Genomic DNA, 15,677 nt, shown 5'->3' with positions numbered 1-15,677 from the left:
ATGTCGCAACTCGACTCGATTTCCTCCGCCGCCGCGCCGCGCCGGCCTCTGATCGACCTCAACACGCCGCGTGCGCTCGCACTCGCGCGCGTGCTCGTGCCGGTCCTGTTCGGCTTCTATTCGCTGTGGCTTGGCGCCGACGCCAACTGGGACCTGTACAACTATCACATGTACAACCCGTTCGCGTGGCTGCACGGCAAGCTGCGCGTCGATCTCGCGCCCGCCGGCATGCAGTCGTACTTCAACCCGCTGCTCGACGCGCTCTTTTATCTCGCGAACACGCATTTGCCCGCGCGTGCGGTGGGCTTCGCGATGGGCGTGCTGCACGGCCTGAGTTTCGTGTTCATCCTCGGCATCGCGCAGCACACGTTGCGCGAGCTGCCCGAGCGCGATCGCTACCGCGTGCCGCTGCTGCTCGCGCTCGCGGGTTGCCTCACGGCCAACTTTCTTTCCGTGCTCGGCAATTCGATGGGCGACGACACCACCGCGCCCTTCACGCTCGCCGCGCTCTGGCTGCTCGTCGCGCATTGGGAGCGGCTGCGGGCGTGGACGATCGCGGCGGGCGTGCTCGCGGGCCTCGCAGTCGGGCTCAAGCTCACGAATGCCGTCAGCGCGGTCGCCCTCTGCGCGGCGCTGCTGTTCTATCCGGCGCGGCCGATCGTGCGCGTGCGTCTCGCGTTCGTGTTCGGCGTGGGCGTGCTGCTCGGCTTCGCGGCGACGGGCGGCTACTGGCTCTTTCATATGTGGAAGACGTTCGGCAATCCGCTGTATCCGCAGTTCGCCGCATGGTTTCCCGATCCGCTCGTTCAGCCGGACGCGATGGGCGACGCGCGCTGGCGCCCGCACGGCGTGTTCGAAACGCTGTTCTGGCCGTACATTTTCAGCGTGCATTCGCAGCGTCTTGGCGAAGTGCCGCTGCACCAGATCATCTGGGCGATCGTCTACACGCTCTACTGGCTCCTGTTCGCCGCTGCTGGCGTGCGGCGCTTGCAGGGGCGCGCGCGCGCAACGGCCTCCAACACGCGGCAGCGCTTCGTGCTGGCGTTCGTTGCCATCGGCTATCTGGTGTGGATGGAAGGCTTCAGCATTTACCGCTATCTCGTGGCGATCGAAGTGCTGACTCCGCTCGCCATCTGGCTGCTGCTGCAACGCCTCGCTTCCTACGCGGCGGCGCGGCGCATCGCGTGCTGGTGTCTGTCGATCGCCACCGCCGTGGTGGTCGCGGGCGGCGCGCGCACGTGGGGCCACGAGCCGTGGTCCGATCCGCTCTGGCACGCCGAAGTGCCCGCGCTTTCGCAGCCCGATCGCACGACCGTGGTGATTGCCACGACCGGCGCGCGCGCCTGGGCATGGCTCGCCACGTTCTTTCCCGACACCGTTGCCTTCACGCAGATCGACAGCAGTTTTCCCGGCACGCCGGCGTTCGGCGCCCGCATCCGCGAGGTCGCGAGCGCGCGCGGCGGCCCGGTTTACGCGATCGTCGACGGCGCCTACAACTGGCGGCTGGACAATATCGCGACGATGAACGCCATCGTCGGCGGTCTCGGGCTCACACGCGGCGAGGGCGGCTGCCAGGCGTTGCGCTGGACCGTCACGCGCCTTCGCCTCCATGCGTCGGTCGTGCCGGGTACGCAGGCGGCCGAGCGCTGCGCGCTGGCGTTGCGCGCCGACGATGTGCTCGATACGGCGGCGCAAAGCCGGGCCAATCTCGACGTGGCGGCGCAGATGTTCGCGCGCAACGGCTTCGATCTCGACCGTGCCTCATGTGCGTCGTACCGCGCGGGAATCGGCAAGGGCACGCAAATTTATCAGTGGTGCAAACTATCCTTGCACGATGCGCGTTGAGGCGCGGTCTTCGACTAAAGCGATTTCCTCTTCCGTCAACGCGAACGCTGCGTAAAACGCCGCATCAATCTGGTTCGCGATGGTGATCGCGCTCGCGCGGCCCGCCTCGTGCGCGTCCGCGCAGGCAAGCAAACGATCGACGAGCATGACGACGCGCGCGTGCAACGCGGGATCGGCGGGCGCGGGCAAGGCGTCGATCATCGCCTTCGTGAAGGCCACGCCGCCGTTGTAGCTCGACGCGCCGTATTGCTCGCGAAGCAGAAACGCCGAGAGCGGGCAATTGAGCAGCGCGGCCGCGAACTTGAGCCGGTTTTCGTCGTCGCCGCGCAGGACGAGCGTGGTCTTGCCGGGGATCGTGTCGCCGGCAAGATCGAGCGAAGCGTCGAGCCGCGTGAGTCCCTTGACGATCACTTTCTTCGCGCCGGCCTTTGCGCCGTAGCCGTTCGCGAACGTCGCGGCGAAGCGCGCGTGATCGACTACGGGCGCGTCGTAGCGGCGGCCGAGATACGTCATCGGTTTCGCGCCCCAACGCGAGACGTAGCGCGCCAGCGTGCCCGTGTTCACCACGCGATAGCAGCGCGCCGCGCGCTCGCTTTCGACGTCGGCGGCTTCTTCGATGAGTGGCGCGAGCCGGTAAGCGTCGGCGGTCGCGCAGGCGTTCTCGCAGCGCAACAGCGCACCGAGCGGCGGATGCGCGCGCATCACGCGCCGCGCGAACGCGTAGTGCGGCGAAAGCAGCGCGTCGAGCATCCACGGCGCGGCGAGCGTCGACGGGTCCGCGCGCGCGAGTTCGACGAGCGACGCGGGGCCGAGACGCGCGGTCGTGATCGCATCGAGATCGTTTGCGCGAAAGATCGTCACGATCGCGTCGACACGGGCTTCGTCGAATATCTCGCGCCCGAGCGTCACGATGCGCTCGATCTTGCGCAGATGCCGCGCGCGAAACGCTTCGCCGAACGGTTTGGCGAGCCACTTGTCGGGCGTGAGATACGCCATCGCGCCGCCGGGTTTCAGTAGCGCGAGGCCAAGCTCCATGAACACGATGTACAGATCCCAGTTGCCTTTCGCGCTCGGCCAGCGGCGCGCGAGCGCTTCGCGCAGCGGCTTCTGGCCTGCGTTGATCATGCGTTCGGAGTCGATGTACGGCGGGTTGGCGATCACGGCGTCGAAGCCTTCGAAGCCGCCGTTCGACGCGCCGTTCGACGCGCACAAGGCAGGGAATTCGCGTGTCCACGCGAACGTGGCGCCGCCCTCGCGCGAAGGAGTGTCGATGCCGATGTCGCTCAATGCCGCGTTGCCTTGCCGAAGATTCGCCGCGAGATTGGGCAGCGGCGAAGACGCGGCTCGAGTCACCGGATCGCGGCGATCGCCGAAGTCGCCGAAATCGCTGAAGTTGGCATGTTCGAGCAATTCGATCGCAAGGCGCATACGTGCCATGCACACCGCATCCTCGCTGATATCGACGCCGAACAACGTACGCGCTACGATGCGGCGCTTCTCGCGATACAGCATCGCGTCGATCTCGCGCAGCGCCGCGCGATCGCGTTGCGCGCAGAACGGCTCGCCGTTCGCGTGCGTGACGTGCAGCCGATCCGCGACGACAACGAGCCTCGCGTCGCCGAGCGCGGCGAGCAAGCCGAAGCGCGCCTTGAGCGCGAGTACTTCGTTGAGCGCGGAAACGAGCAGATGCCCCGAGCCCACGGCCGGATCGCATACGCGCAACGTATCGAAAATCTCGCGTACCGTATCGCGATCGACTATTGATTCGGACAACTGATCGAGGCTCGTGAGCGGCGATTGATGCGCTTTGCCGGTTTGGCCGGCTTGAGCGGAGCGATTGAGCACGGCGCGCGTGACGGCTGCGCGCGCGAGTTCCATGGCGACGCTGGCGGGCGTGTACCACGCGCCGTCGCGATAGCCGTTGAGCTTTTCGAAAACGAGGCCGAGCGCGGCGGCGTCGATGCACGGCCGCGCGGGCGTTGCGTCGCGCGACCGTGCCACGATGCCGCTCGAAAAGTCGAATGCCGCGAAAAAATCCAGCAAGTGGGGAAGCAGGTGCGTTTCGCCCGCGTGCTGCGTTCGGCCGAAAGGCGTTAGCGTCGCCGAATCGTCGAGCGCGCCGATATCGACGAGCCGCGCGTCGAGATCGGTGCAAAAGCGCACGGCGTCGAGCCTGGGAAGCTGCGCGAAGCGTGCGTCGCTGCCGCCGCCGAACACGGCGTCGCAAAGCGCGCCGAGATCGCGGAACGAGCGCAACCGGCTCGCGTGCAGCAGCGCATGCACTGTGTTGCCGTCGTGCAGCGCGAGCAGACGCGTTTCGAGCACCTTGAGCAGCACGAGCTGGCTGATCCACGCGATGCAGAGGCGCAACGCGAGCGCGAAGCGTGCCGGTTCGTCGAGCGAAGCCGGAGCGTGCGCGGCGATGCGTTCGAGCGCGAGTTCGACGAGCGTGCCGCGCTGCCGTTCGTGCGGTTCGCGACGCGTGACGCCGCGCCCCGAGCCCGCGGCGCATTCGCGCAAGCCCGCGAGATGCAGCAGCCCGGCGTAGAAACCGTCGTCGAGCGGCGCGCGGGCGCGGCGTGTGCGCGGCCTGCGTGGGCGTGTCGGCGAGGGCGTGGCGGGCATGGGATTCAGGAAAGCGGGAATCGGCGGAACGAGGCGGCTCATTCTACAGGCGGCACGGCGCGCGTTCGCCTCGGGACGCGGTGTGGATTCGTCCTATGTCGTTCGGCCGTATCGACGCGCACGAGCGGCTGCGCGATGATGCAGCCAACGCAACGCGACCGTGCCACGGCGCCGGCCTCGTGCTGGACGCGATACCGCGCGGACCGCGCGCCGCCGCTCTGCTATATGATGGCGCCGCTCAACGCGACGGCCTGCGCCGTTAATGGAAGCCCGTCGCATCGCTTATTCGACCATGACCGACCATCCCACTCTTACCTGGCCCGACACCGAAGGCCCGCGCACCGTGCGCTGGCGTTCCGAAGCGGGCGTGCCCGCTCCAAAGCGCGTCGTGATCGCCGACGACCGCACGACTGCCGACGCGGCTTACCGGCTCGCGTGCGAGGGCACCGCGCTGCTGTGGCGCGGCGACTATCAGAACGCGCGCCAGTTGCTGCAAGCCATGGCGCGCCGCGGCGAACGCAAGCCGGCGCGCAAGGCTGCCGCGCCCAAGGCGCCGGCCTCGTCGCTCGAAGCCTTCCATCTGCATCGCCAGGCGCAGGCCCAACGCGCTCGCACGCTCGGCATGGTGCTGATTCAACTTGAGGGCGACTACGGTATCGAACTGCGTCGCGCGCCCGACGTGCGGGCCGCGTGCGAGGAAGCGTGGGGCGCGCCGGACGGCGAAGCTTCGGTTGTTTCGCTGCGCGAAATTCTCGGGCTGATCGGCGCGCACGAATGGCGCAAGAAGGGCGTGCCGATCGCGGCGCTCGGCGGGGCGCACGTTCATCCGTACTATGGCGTGTTTTCGCCGGTGCGCGGCGAATACGTGGATCTCGTCGCGCGCACGCCGTTGCCTTCGCTTGAGCGCGCGTTCGATATCGGCACGGGGACGGGCGTGCTGGCGGCGGTGCTCGCGTCGCGCGGCGTCAAGCGCGTGATTGCCACCGACCAGGACGCACGCGCGTTGGCCTGCGCGAAGGAAAATCTGGAGCGGCTGGGCTTCGCGGCGCAGGTGGAGGTGATCGAAGCCGATCTGTTTCCGCCGGGCCGCGCGCCGCTGGTCGTCTGCAATCCGCCTTGGGTGCCCGCGCGCCCCGCCTCGCCCATCGAGTACGCGGTGTTCGATCCCGAAAGCCGCATGCTGCGCGGCTTTCTCGGCGGCTTGAAGGACCATCTCGAACCGGGCGGCGAAGGTTGGCTGATCCTTTCCGATTTCGCGGAGCATCTCGGGCTGCGCACGCGCGAGGCGCTCGTGGAGCTGATCGTGCAGGCCGGGCTCGAAGTGGCGGGGCGTGAGGACATTCGGCCGCGTCACCCGAAGGCCGCCGATCCCACCGATTCGCTCCATCGCGCGCGCGCGGCCGAAATCACGTCGCTGTGGCGGCTCAAGGTGCGTGCCGAATAAGGGACGGGTGAGGCCGGAAGCGATCGCCGCGAACCCGGCAAAAAGCGGGAAGGCGAGCCGAAGGCGGGAATGCCGCGACGGCTCGCAATTCGGATACTTTGCGGTGCCGCCGGACCGCCGCCGATGGCGCGGCGGCCTCGCGGGCGGAAACCCGCAAGGCTAACCGGGATAGGCTTCGTCGACCTTGAGGCCGGCGAGCTTGAAGATCACGCGCAGGGTTTGCGGTTTGATATCGCGCCGCGAAGCCAGCGCGGACATGACGAAATCGAGCACCTTCGCGTATTTCAGCAAGATGAGGCAGGTCTCGAGATCGGCGGCGCCGTCGCGCATGGTTTCGGCCACGCGCAGCATCTCCAGCGAGATGTCGCGCGCCATTTCCAGCTCGAGCTGCTGCTTCTCTGTCCAGTCGGGAACGGCAACGAGTTTCGTAAGCAGTTCCTGGAATTTTTGCTCTGCGTTTCCGTCGGGTATCGTATTCATCTGCATGCCCCATGCAAGGCCGTGCCGCGTCGCACGCTGTTCGCGCAGCGAGGCTGCGCCGGCCTGATTTATCGCAACCGGCGATCCCGGTGCGACCTCCCACTGCGTGCACAATCCGGTACGTAGCCGGTTGGCCGCGCCACTTTTTGGTCCTTTCTGGGCATCGGGGACGAAAAAAATCCTCGTGTCTCTTCTGATCAACCCCTCCCTGCCGTCCGCACGTGGGTCAGCGTGACGGATAGGGGTACGACACCGGCCGCTCTTTTGGGTTCGACGGCCTCGCGCTGCATTTTCCGTAAAATGACAGAACTATTGAGTCCCTTCTGTCGCCTGTCGCACGTTTCGCGGCAGGTGCCATCGTTTCCCAGGCCACGCCGATGTCCAGCAAGAACTACGAAGTCCGCCCCAATCAGTCGATCGAACTGCTAAAAGAGCTCCACATCCTCACGCGCGACGGCAAGATGAATCAGGACAGCCGCCGCAAGCTCAAGCAGGTCTATCACCTGTTCCAGTTCATCGAACCCCTTCTCAAGGAACTGAAGGCGGACGGCCGCGACGTCACGCTCGTCGACCACGGCGCGGGCAAGTCCTACCTGGGCTTTATTCTCTACGACCTGTTCTTCAAGGATCAGCGCGACAGGTCACATATCTATGGCATCGAGACGCGCGACGAACTGGTGGCGCGTTCGCAGGAACTCGCGAAGCGGCTGGGCTTCGGCGGGATGTCTTTCCTCAATCTTTCGGTGGCCGAATCAATTACGTCGTCGCAACTGCCGGCGCGCGTCGACATCGTGACCGCGCTGCACGCCTGCGACACGGCTACCGACGACGCCTTGCGTTTTGCGCTTAAGAAGCACGCGAGCCATATTGTCGTGGTGCCGTGCTGCCAGGCCGAAGTGGCGGGCGTGCTGCGGCGTAACAAGGGCAAGTCGCTCGGGCAGGCGCTCACGGAAATCTGGCGTCACCCGCTGCACACGCGCGAATTCGGCAGCCAGATCACCAACGTGCTGCGCTGCCTGCAACTGGAAGCGCACGGCTATCAGGTGAGCGTGACGGAACTGGTGGGCTGGGAACACTCGATGAAGAACGAGCTGATCATCGCGCAGTACAAGGATTTGCCGCGCAAGCGCCCGGCGGCGCGGCTCAACGAGATTCTCGACACCTTCGGGCTGGCGGAAATGCGCGAGCGTTTCTTCGTCGACGAAGGCGAGGCAGCCGCCGAGGCGGACGCCGTGCAAGCGTAGGGCGCGGCGTCAATCGCGCTGGTTCATCCACTCGCGCCAGCCGTCGAAGCCAAGCTTGCGCAAGGTTGCCTGATTGCGCTCGTAGATGTCGGCGGCGTCGGGGAATGCGTCCACGGCGCGTTCGATGCTGGCCTCGCGCAGAAGATGCAGGATGGGGTAAGGCGCGCGATTCGTGTAGTTTTCGATGTCGTCGGGCGCGCTGCCTTCGAACTGGAATTGCGGGTGAAAGCTCGCCACCTGAAGCGTGCCTTGCAGGCGCAATTGCGCGACGAGACGCTCGGCGAACCAGGTGGCGTCGTTGAAATCGGCGAAATCGGCGAGCGCGCGGGGCAGGATCAGCAGCGTCGTGTCGATGGCGGCGGGATCGGCTTCGGCGAGCCCTTGCAGCTCGCGTTCGAGATCGATCAGGACACCTTCGAGATCGGTGGCCTCGCTGATCGTGTAGCGAATCTGCTGCTTCACGTACACGCTTTTCGCGAAGGGACAGAGATTCAGGCCGATCACGGCGCGCGTGAGCCAGTGGCGCGTGGCGTCGAGAATGGCTGCGCGCTCGGGATCGGCGACGGAAGGCGTGGCGGGCGTGGCGTTTTCGGTCATCGCGTCATTTTACCGGCGCGCACGGCGCCGCCGCCCGAGCATGCGGCGTCGCCGTTGTCGCAGGCGGTTCAGGCCGGCGCGCTCGCGCAAGCCGCCGCGACCAGCCGCTTCGCCATGCGCGGCGCGGCGGCAATCTGGCGGCAGCCGGGGCCGTAAGTCTGGCTCGCGGCGTAGATGCCTTCGTTGAGCAGCGCGAGTTCTTCGGCGAGCGCGACGGGATCGGCGGCGCCGGCTTGCGCCGCGAGCGCCGTGAAACGCGCCATCAGCTTTGCCTTGTGCCGCTCCACGGTGTGCCGCGCCGGATGCGCGGCGTCGGGGAATTCGGTCGCGACGTTCACGAACGGGCAGCCGCGATAGTCAGGCTGCGCGGCGCGTGCGGCCAGATCTTCGAAATATTGGACCAGTTGGCGTGCGGGCTCGCCGGGGTGCTTGGCCACGCTTTCGTCGAAGCGCTCGAACACGCGCGCGTCGCGGCATTCGAGATACGCGACCACGAGATCGTCCTTCGACGAAAACTGACGGTACAGGCTCATCTTGTTGACGCCCGCGCGCTCGATCACGGCTTCGATGCCGACGGCGCGCACGCCTTCGCGGTAGAACAATTCGTCGGCGGCGCGCAGCAGATGCTCGTGCGCGCGCGCGCCGGGGGTTTGCGGGCGCGCGTCGTCGCCGTTCTTGCGGCGCTTGCCGCTTGCGCCGTCTTTACCGCGCTGGCGTTCGAGCGCGGGCGTTTCGGCGGGGCTTCGGTGATCCATGATGACATCTCGCGATCAGGGGATTGCTTGACAATGTTACCGACCGGTCACTACTATCGCAACACACTTGTGACCGATCGGTAACAATCCGGCGGGCATGCGATGCCATGTCATCCGCCCATGCCGCCCGGTTTGGACGGGCGAAGATCGGACGGACGAAGACGCGAACACGCACGCGCCGGCAGCGGCGCGGCGCAATCAGGAGCAGGGATGAACTGGGCAGCGAAACGGTTGGGCGGGCGTTTTCACTACGGATGGCTCGTCGTGGCGGTGGTGTTTTTCGTGCTGCTCGCCTCGGCGGGCACGCGCGCCACGCCCAGCGTGATGATGATCCCGCTCGAACACCAGTTCGGCTGGAGCCGCGCGACGATCTCGCTCGCGATCTCCGTGAACATCGCGCTGTACGGCCTGATGGGGCCGTTCGCGGCGGCGGCCATGCAGCGCTTCGGGGTGCGGCCTACCTTGCTGGCGGCGCTCGTGACGATGGCGGCGGGCGTCGCGCTTTCCTCGCTGATGACGCATCCCTGGCAGATGATCCTGATCTGGGGCGTGATGGTGGGCGGCGCGACCGGCGTGGCCGCGCTCTCGCTGTCGGCCACGGTCGTCACGCGCTGGTTCACCACGCATCGCGGCCTGGCAATGGGCATTCTCACCGCGAGTTCGGCCACGGGCCAGCTCGTGTTCCTGCCGTTGCTCGCCGCCGTCGCCGAGAAACACGGCTGGCAGAGCGTGGTGCTCGTGGTCGCGGCCGCGCTTGCCGTGGTGGTGCCGCTCGTGATCCTGCTGCTGCCGGAGCGGCCCGCGAACGTGAGTCTGCGCCCGTTCGGCGAGCCGCACGACGCGCCGGTGGCGCCGCCCGCGCCGCAGCAGAATCCGCTCAAGATTGCCTTCGACGCGCTCTTTTCCGCGAGCCGCACGCGCGACTTCTGGCTGCTTTTCTTCAGCTTCTTCATTTGCGGCGCGAGCACCAACGGCTACGTGGGCACGCACCTGATCGCCATGTGCGGCGACTACGGCATGACCGAAGTGCAGGGCGCCTCGCTGCTGGCGACGATGGGCATTTTCGACCTGTTCGGCACCACGCTCTCGGGCTGGCTCTCGGACCGCTTCAACAGCCGCGTGCTGCTGTTCTGGTACTACGGGCTGCGCGGCCTTTCGCTGATTTATTTGCCGCACGCGTTTGGCATCGACTTTTTCGGGCTGCCGATCTTTGCCGTGTTCTACGGCCTCGACTGGATCGCGACCGTGCCGCCGACAGTGCGTCTCGCCACCGACGTCTACGGCAAGGAGCGCGCGCCCATCGTGTTCGGCTGGGTGGTGGCGGGGCATCAACTGGGCGCGGCGTTCGCGGCGTTCGGGGCGGGGCTGCTGCGGTCGAGCCTCGGCACCTACACGGTGGCGTCGATGATCTCGGGCGGCTTGTGCCTCGTGGCGGCGCTTCTGGTGCTGCGGATCAATCGCGGCTCGCGTCGCGTGGGCATGCAGACGGCCGCCTGAAGCGGGCGTTTTGAGCCGACGCTCGAAGTGAATGCTCGAATCGGCCGTTTATGCTGATGTTTCGCGCGGATGCTTCGGGCGGGCGTTTCAGGCGGACGTTTCAGGCGGACGTTTCAGGCGGACGTTTCAGGCGGGCGTTTCAGGCAGACGTTTCGGGCGGATGTTTCGGGCGGAAGCTTCGGGCGGAAGCTTCGGGCGGACTTTTCAGGCAGACCTTTTCGGGCGGACGTTTCAGGCAGACCTTTTCGGGCGGACTTTTCAGGCGGACGTTTCAAGCGGACGTTTCAAGCGGACGTTTCAAGCGGACTTTTCAGGCGGACTCTTCAGGCAGACGTTTCAGGCGGACGTTCCCGGCAGACGTTCCCCGGCAGACGTTCCCCGGCAGACGTGCCCGGCGCACCTTCGAAGCCCGCGAAATCGCCGTCGTTGCGCATTTGCCGCCGCATAAAAGCCGCGAAACCCCACCCTGCACGGTTGAGCGTATTTCACGCGCGGCGGTTATCCTAGTGTCCCCGGGCGAGGCGCCCGCCATCCAAGGACAACAGAGGCATGACGAAGCACAAACCCGCACCGACAGCCGTGCCCATCCACGAACTGATCGCCGGCCGCTGGAGCCCGCGCGCGTATTCGAACGAGCCGGTGAGCCGCGAGGCGCTGCACGCGGTCATCGAGGCGGCGCGCTGGGCGCCGTCGGGCTACAACTTGCAGCCGTGGCGTTTCATCGTGTTCGACCGCAGCGCCGACGAAGCCGCGTTCAAGCGCGCCTTCGCCACGCTCGTGCCGTTCAATCAGCAATGGAACCAGCCGGCGCCGGTTCTGATCGCCGTGACGGCCCAAACGCTCACGTCGAAGGGCGAGGTGAACCGCACCGCGCAGTACGACGCGGGCGCGGCGGCCATGTCGCTCGTGCTTCAGGCTCACGCACTCGGGCTGGCCGCGCATCAGATGAGCGGCTTCGACGTCAACGCGTTTCGCACCGAATTCGCGCTGCCGAACGACGTTGAGCCGCTCGCGATCATCTCCATCGGCCATTACGGCGACGCCGACAAGCTCGAACCGGTGCTGCGCGACCGCGAGAAAGCCGAGCGTGCGCGGGCGAATATCGGCGATATCGCTTTTGAGAACGGCTGGAAGCAGCCGTTCAAGGGCTGAGCGGCGCGCTTTCCGACGCGTCGCGAGCGCGGCGCATCAGATCGGCACCGCGCCGGCACTACCGGGCACCCCGCAGGCACCACCCAGAGACCGCGCGCGGGCGTTCCCCGCGCGTTTTTATTGGCCGCGCGGCACCGCTCGCGCCGCACGGCTTGCGGGGACATACCACGGCGCCGCGGTTGCCCCGCGCCGCGCTTTCGTGATACAAAGCCGGTCCTCCCCCGTCCTTCCTTGAAGCGTGCGCAGTTCGCCTGCGACGCGCGTTTGCCATGACCAGCTTTTGCGCGATTGACTTCGGAACCTCCAATTCGGCCGTGGCGCTGCCCGCGGCGGCAGGCGGCGGCATGCGCCTCGCGCCCGTGGAAGGCGAGCACAGCACCTTGCCGACGTCGGTGTTTTTCAACGTCGACGAACACACGCGCGAATTCGGCCGCGCCGCGCTCGCGTCGTACATCGACGGCTTCGACGGGCGCTTGATGCGCTCGATGAAAAGCATTCTCGGCTCGTCGCTGGCGGAAACCACCACCGATCTCGGCGACGGCAGCGCGATCCGCTACACCGACATCATCGCGATTTTCCTCGAACACCTGAAGCGCAGCGCCGAGCGTTGCGCCGGTGCGCCGATCGCGCGCGCGGTGCTCGGCCGCCCGGTGTTTTTCGTCGACGAACACCCGCGCGCCGACCGTCTCGCGCAGGACCAGCTCGAAGCCGCTGCGCGCAGCGTGGGCTTTCGCGAGATCGAGTTCCAGTACGAGCCGATCGCGGCGGCGTTCGACTATGAATCGCGTCTGACGAAGGAAGGGCTCGTGCTCGTCGCCGACATCGGCGGCGGCACCTCGGACTTTTCGCTCGTGCGCGTGGGGCCGGACCGCATGTCGCGACTCGAACGCAAGGACGACGTGCTCGCGCATCACGGCGTACACGTCGCGGGCACGGACTTCGACCGTCGCGTCGAACTCACGAGCATTCTGAGCGAGCTGGGTTATCGCTCGCTCGATCCCGAAGGCCGCGAAGTGCCGAACCGCATCTACTTCGACCTCGCGACCTGGCACCTCATCAACACGATCTATACGCCCAAGCGCGTCACCGATCTCAAGCTCATGCGCCACCTTTACCGCGACGCGCGGCAGCACGACCGGCTGATGCGCGTGGTGGAGCAGCGCCTCGGCCATGCGCTGATGGCGCGCGCGGAGGAAGCGAAGATCGGGGTGTCGGCGGGCGGAGAAACGATGATCGACCTGGAAGCCGTGGAATCGGACCTGCGCCTTGCTTTCGACGACGCGCAGCTCGTGGACGCGGGCCGCGAGGAAACGCGCCGCATCGTGCAGGCCGCGCGCGACACGGTTCAGGCGGCGGGCGTGGCGCCCGGCGCGGTGAGCGCGCTCTATTTCACGGGCGGCTCGACGGGTTTGCTGTTTCTCACTCAGGCGCTGGCGGAAGCGTTTCCCGGTGCGCAACCCGTGTTCGGCGACCGGCTCGCGAGCGTGGCGACGGGGCTCGGCATTCACGCGCAGCGCCTCTTCGGCTGAGCAGTCCCGCTGCGCGCCGCGGCGACTGCGCGCGGGCGCTCTGCGCAAATGGCCGTGGGCGCGCGGCGGTGAGCCGGACGTAAAAACGGCAGGCGTTAAAAAACCCCACCTTCGAGGAGAAGCGTGGGGTTTTTCGGTAAGCTTGCCAGCGGGTCTATCGACCTGGCTGGTTAGCGCCTGCGAAGCTCAGGTACTTAGACCGGCTTGATGTTGGCGGCTTGCTTGCCCTTCGGGCCCGTACGGACTTCGAATTGAACCTTCTGGTTCTCTTGCAGCGTCTTGAAGCCGTCGACCTTGATTTCCGAGAAGTGAGCGAACAGATCTTCGCCGCCGCCGTCGGGGGTGATAAAGCCAAAGCCCTTAGCGTCATTGAACCACTTGACGGTACCGGTTTCCATATTACTTTCCTAAAAATGAATGAAGGCCGAAGCCCGAGAGGTGCATGAAAATCAAGGAAGGGGTATGGGACCAGCCGGAGTACCGTTGATGGGCGAACTACGAAAGACCTATTCACACTCGCCGCTTGAAATCCTGCCCGAACTTTATACGGCGAATTCTCAGGAAGGTCAACCAGGGATTCAGGAAAATTCGAGGTTTTTTAACCTGGGGTCGAAACGTAACCTTACATATCTTGATAAGCAAATGATTTTTTTGTATTAAGACGCACTTTTTTGGAGCCTTCGAACGGTGCAACCGTTAAACTACGCGCCGCGCGGCAAGTTGCGCCTACGGGTGCAATTTATCGTGTGGAGGTGCGACCGCCATGGGGAAACCCGCCCGCAAAACAGACGGGATAGCCTGGCGTCGAGCTGTTCTTGAAACAGGAGAAGACGTGAAAAGTTCTATTCAACGGAACATCGGCCCGTTCGCGCTGATGTTCACCGGCCTCGGGTCGATTATCGGTTCGGGTTGGCTGTTCGGCGCATGGAAGGCCGCGAAGATCGCCGGCCCCGCCGCCATTTGTGCCTGGATTATCGGCGCCGTGGTCATTCTGGCCATCGCGCTCACCTACGCCGAACTCGGCGCCATGTTCCCGGAATCGGGCGGCATGGTGCGTTATGCGCGCTACTCGCACGGCGCGCTCGTGGGCTTCATCAGCGCATGGGCGAACTGGATCGCCATTGTTTCGGTGATCCCCATCGAAGCCGAAGCTTCCATTCAGTACATGAGCACCTGGCCTTACGACTGGGCGCACGCGCTCTTTGTCGACGGGTCCTTGACACATTCCGGGCTGGGACTTTCCGCGCTGCTCGTGATGGTCTACTTCATGCTCAACTATTGGGGCGTGAAGCTGTTCGCGCGCGCCAACAGCGCCATCACGATCTTCAAGTTCATCATTCCGGGTCTCACGATCATCGGCCTGATGGCAACGGGCTTCCACCACGAAAACTTCGGCGAAGCGAGCACGTTCGCGCCGTATGGCTGGTCGGCGGTGTTCACGGCGGTCGCGACGAGCGGCATCGTGTTCGCGTTCAACGGTTTCCAGAGCCCGATCAACCTCGCGGGCGAAGCGCGCAATCCGTCCAAGAGCGTGCCGTTCGCGGTGATCGGCTCGATCGTCTGCGCGCTCGTGATCTACGTGCTGCTGCAAATCGCCTATATCGGCGCGGTTTCGCCGGCCGACGTGGCGAAGGGCTGGAACACGTTCAACTTCAAGTCGCCGTTCGCGGAACTCGCGATCGCGCTGAACCTGAACTGGCTCGCGATCCTGCTGTACATCGACGCCTTCGTGAGCCCGAGCGGCACCGGCACGACCTACATGGCCACGACCTCGCGCATGATCTACGCGATGGAGCGCAACAACACGATGCCGGCCATGTTCGGCAACGTCCACCCGTTCTACGGCGTGCCCCGCCAGGCGATGTGGTTCAACCTGCTCGTCTCGTTCATCTTCATGTTCTTCTTCCGCGGCTGGAGTTCGCTCGCGGCGGTGATCTCGGTCGCCACGGTCATTTCGTACCTGACCGGCCCGATCAGCCTGATGGCGCTCAAGCGCGCGGCCACGGACCTGGAGCGTCCGCTGACCGTACCGTTCATGAAGGTGATCGCGCCGTTCGCGTTCGTTTGCGCGTCGATGATCCTGTACTGGGCGAAGTGGCCGCTGACCGGCGAAATCATTCTGCTGATGGTCGTCGCGCTGCCCGTCTACTTCTACTTCCAGGCGAAGCAGGGTTTCGGCGGCTGGGGCGCGGACCTGAAGGCCGCCTGGTGGCTGTGCGCCTATCTGCCGGTCATGGCGATCCTCTCGCTGGTCGGCAGCAAGCAGTTCGGCGGCAGCGGCCTGCTGCCATACGGCTGGGACATGCTGGTGGTCGCGCTGTTCTCGCTCGTGTTCTATTACTGGGGCGTGCATTCGGGTTATCGCACGCCGTACCTCGAGGAACGCAAGGAACACGACGAAGTGCTCGAAGGCATCGGCTCGCATTGAGCGCCGCTTGAGCCTGCGCGCCGCGCGTCGTCAGGCGCCTAGCGCATGAAGAAAAACCCGCCTGAAGCGATTCAGGCGGGT

12 protein-coding genes are annotated in these 15,677 nt (G+C 65.8%); 7 read left to right on the top strand and 5 right to left on the bottom strand.

Features of this window, described 5'->3' with window-relative positions; all coding sequences use genetic code 11:
- A complete protein-coding gene (locus tag U5805_RS24645) occupies positions 1-1,845 on the top strand; it encodes a glycosyltransferase family 39 protein (protein ID WP_322106124.1) in 1,845 nt (614 codons plus the stop codon).
- On the opposite strand, the gene U5805_RS24640 is transcribed toward U5805_RS24645, so the two are convergent.
- The gene (locus tag U5805_RS24640; protein WP_322106123.1) at positions 1,822-4,512 is read right to left on the bottom strand and encodes an Eco57I restriction-modification methylase domain-containing protein; all 2,691 of its coding nucleotides are present in this window, start codon (positions 4,510-4,512) and stop codon (positions 1,822-1,824) included. The two genes, U5805_RS24645 and U5805_RS24640, sit on opposite strands and share 24 nt — an antisense overlap.
- Before the next feature lie 250 nt (positions 4,513-4,762).
- On the opposite strand from U5805_RS24640, the gene U5805_RS24635 reads away from it, so the two are divergent.
- Positions 4,763-5,914 (top strand): class I SAM-dependent methyltransferase, encoded by a 1,152-nt coding sequence (locus U5805_RS24635; protein ID WP_322106180.1) that lies wholly within the window; start codon positions 4,763-4,765, stop codon positions 5,912-5,914.
- A gap of 159 nt (positions 5,915-6,073) precedes the next feature.
- On the opposite strand, the gene U5805_RS24630 is transcribed toward U5805_RS24635, so the two are convergent.
- Entirely contained in the window at positions 6,074-6,394 is a 321-nt protein-coding gene (locus tag U5805_RS24630; RefSeq protein WP_322106179.1) for a DNA-binding protein, read from the bottom strand.
- A 377-nt stretch (positions 6,395-6,771) separates the two neighbouring features.
- On the opposite strand from U5805_RS24630, the gene U5805_RS24625 reads away from it, so the two are divergent.
- On the top strand, positions 6,772-7,638 hold the full coding sequence (locus U5805_RS24625) for an SAM-dependent methyltransferase (protein ID WP_322106122.1): 867 nt from the start codon (positions 6,772-6,774) through the stop codon (positions 7,636-7,638).
- 9 nt (positions 7,639-7,647) lie between these two features.
- Here the strand turns inward: U5805_RS24625 and U5805_RS24620 are convergent, their stop codons facing one another.
- Both U5805_RS24620 and U5805_RS24615 read right to left on the bottom strand, forming a co-directional pair.
- Positions 7,648-8,235, bottom strand: a complete 588-nt coding sequence (locus U5805_RS24620; protein ID WP_322106121.1) for a DUF1415 domain-containing protein — start codon at positions 8,233-8,235, stop codon at positions 7,648-7,650.
- Between the two features lie 68 nt (positions 8,236-8,303).
- A complete protein-coding gene (locus tag U5805_RS24615) occupies positions 8,304-8,990 on the bottom strand; it encodes a TetR/AcrR family transcriptional regulator (protein WP_322106120.1) in 687 nt (228 codons plus the stop codon).
- 210 nt (positions 8,991-9,200) lie between these two features.
- On the opposite strand from U5805_RS24615, the gene U5805_RS24610 reads away from it, so the two are divergent.
- The 3 genes from U5805_RS24610 (at position 9,201) to U5805_RS24600 (ending at position 13,168) form a co-directional block, all read left to right on the top strand.
- Complete coding sequence (locus tag U5805_RS24610; RefSeq protein ID WP_322106119.1) at positions 9,201-10,487, top strand: MFS transporter; 1,287 nt, start codon at positions 9,201-9,203, stop codon at positions 10,485-10,487.
- A gap of 549 nt (positions 10,488-11,036) precedes the next feature.
- Positions 11,037-11,639: a nitroreductase family protein gene (locus U5805_RS24605; protein ID WP_322106118.1), complete on the top strand. Its 603-nt coding sequence runs from the start codon at positions 11,037-11,039 to the stop codon at positions 11,637-11,639.
- 269 nt (positions 11,640-11,908) lie between these two features.
- On the top strand, positions 11,909-13,168 hold the full coding sequence (locus U5805_RS24600) for an Hsp70 family protein (RefSeq protein WP_322106117.1): 1,260 nt from the start codon (positions 11,909-11,911) through the stop codon (positions 13,166-13,168).
- A 194-nt stretch (positions 13,169-13,362) separates the two neighbouring features.
- Here the strand turns inward: U5805_RS24600 and U5805_RS24595 are convergent, their stop codons facing one another.
- Positions 13,363-13,566 (bottom strand): cold-shock protein, encoded by a 204-nt coding sequence (locus tag U5805_RS24595; RefSeq protein WP_027797379.1) that lies wholly within the window; start codon positions 13,564-13,566, stop codon positions 13,363-13,365.
- Between the two features lie 434 nt (positions 13,567-14,000).
- Here U5805_RS24595 and U5805_RS24590 point away from each other — a divergent pair, with 434 nt between their 5' ends.
- Positions 14,001-15,596, top strand: coding sequence for an APC family permease (locus tag U5805_RS24590; RefSeq protein WP_322106116.1), 1,596 nt, complete (start codon positions 14,001-14,003; stop codon positions 15,594-15,596).
- The last annotated feature ends 81 nt before the right edge of the window (positions 15,597-15,677 follow it).

The organism is Paraburkholderia sp. J41, assembly GCF_905220235.1.
Classification (GTDB): Bacteria; Pseudomonadota; Gammaproteobacteria; order Burkholderiales; family Burkholderiaceae; genus Paraburkholderia.
The sequence above is the reverse complement of the archived record's forward strand: the minus strand, read 5'-3'. Positions and strand labels throughout refer to the sequence as shown.

Excerpts from the sequence above, each read along its gene's own strand:
- U5805_RS24645 (WP_322106124.1), top strand. The coding sequence starts at position 1 with ATGTCGCAACTCGACTCGATTTCCTCCGCCGCCGCGCCGCGCCGGCCT.
- U5805_RS24640 (WP_322106123.1), bottom strand. The coding sequence starts at position 4,512 with ATGAGCCGCCTCGTTCCGCCGATTCCCGCTTTCCTGAATCCCATGCCC.
- U5805_RS24635 (WP_322106180.1), top strand. The coding sequence starts at position 4,763 with ATGACCGACCATCCCACTCTTACCTGGCCCGACACCGAAGGCCCGCGC.
- U5805_RS24630 (WP_322106179.1), bottom strand. The coding sequence starts at position 6,394 with ATGAATACGATACCCGACGGAAACGCAGAGCAAAAATTCCAGGAACTG.
- U5805_RS24625 (WP_322106122.1), top strand. The coding sequence starts at position 6,772 with ATGTCCAGCAAGAACTACGAAGTCCGCCCCAATCAGTCGATCGAACTG.
- U5805_RS24620 (WP_322106121.1), bottom strand. The coding sequence starts at position 8,235 with ATGACCGAAAACGCCACGCCCGCCACGCCTTCCGTCGCCGATCCCGAG.
- U5805_RS24615 (WP_322106120.1), bottom strand. The coding sequence starts at position 8,990 with ATGGATCACCGAAGCCCCGCCGAAACGCCCGCGCTCGAACGCCAGCGC.
- U5805_RS24610 (WP_322106119.1), top strand. The coding sequence starts at position 9,201 with ATGAACTGGGCAGCGAAACGGTTGGGCGGGCGTTTTCACTACGGATGG.
- U5805_RS24605 (WP_322106118.1), top strand. The coding sequence starts at position 11,037 with ATGACGAAGCACAAACCCGCACCGACAGCCGTGCCCATCCACGAACTG.
- U5805_RS24600 (WP_322106117.1), top strand. The coding sequence starts at position 11,909 with ATGACCAGCTTTTGCGCGATTGACTTCGGAACCTCCAATTCGGCCGTG.
- U5805_RS24595 (WP_027797379.1), bottom strand. The coding sequence starts at position 13,566 with ATGGAAACCGGTACCGTCAAGTGGTTCAATGACGCTAAGGGCTTTGGC.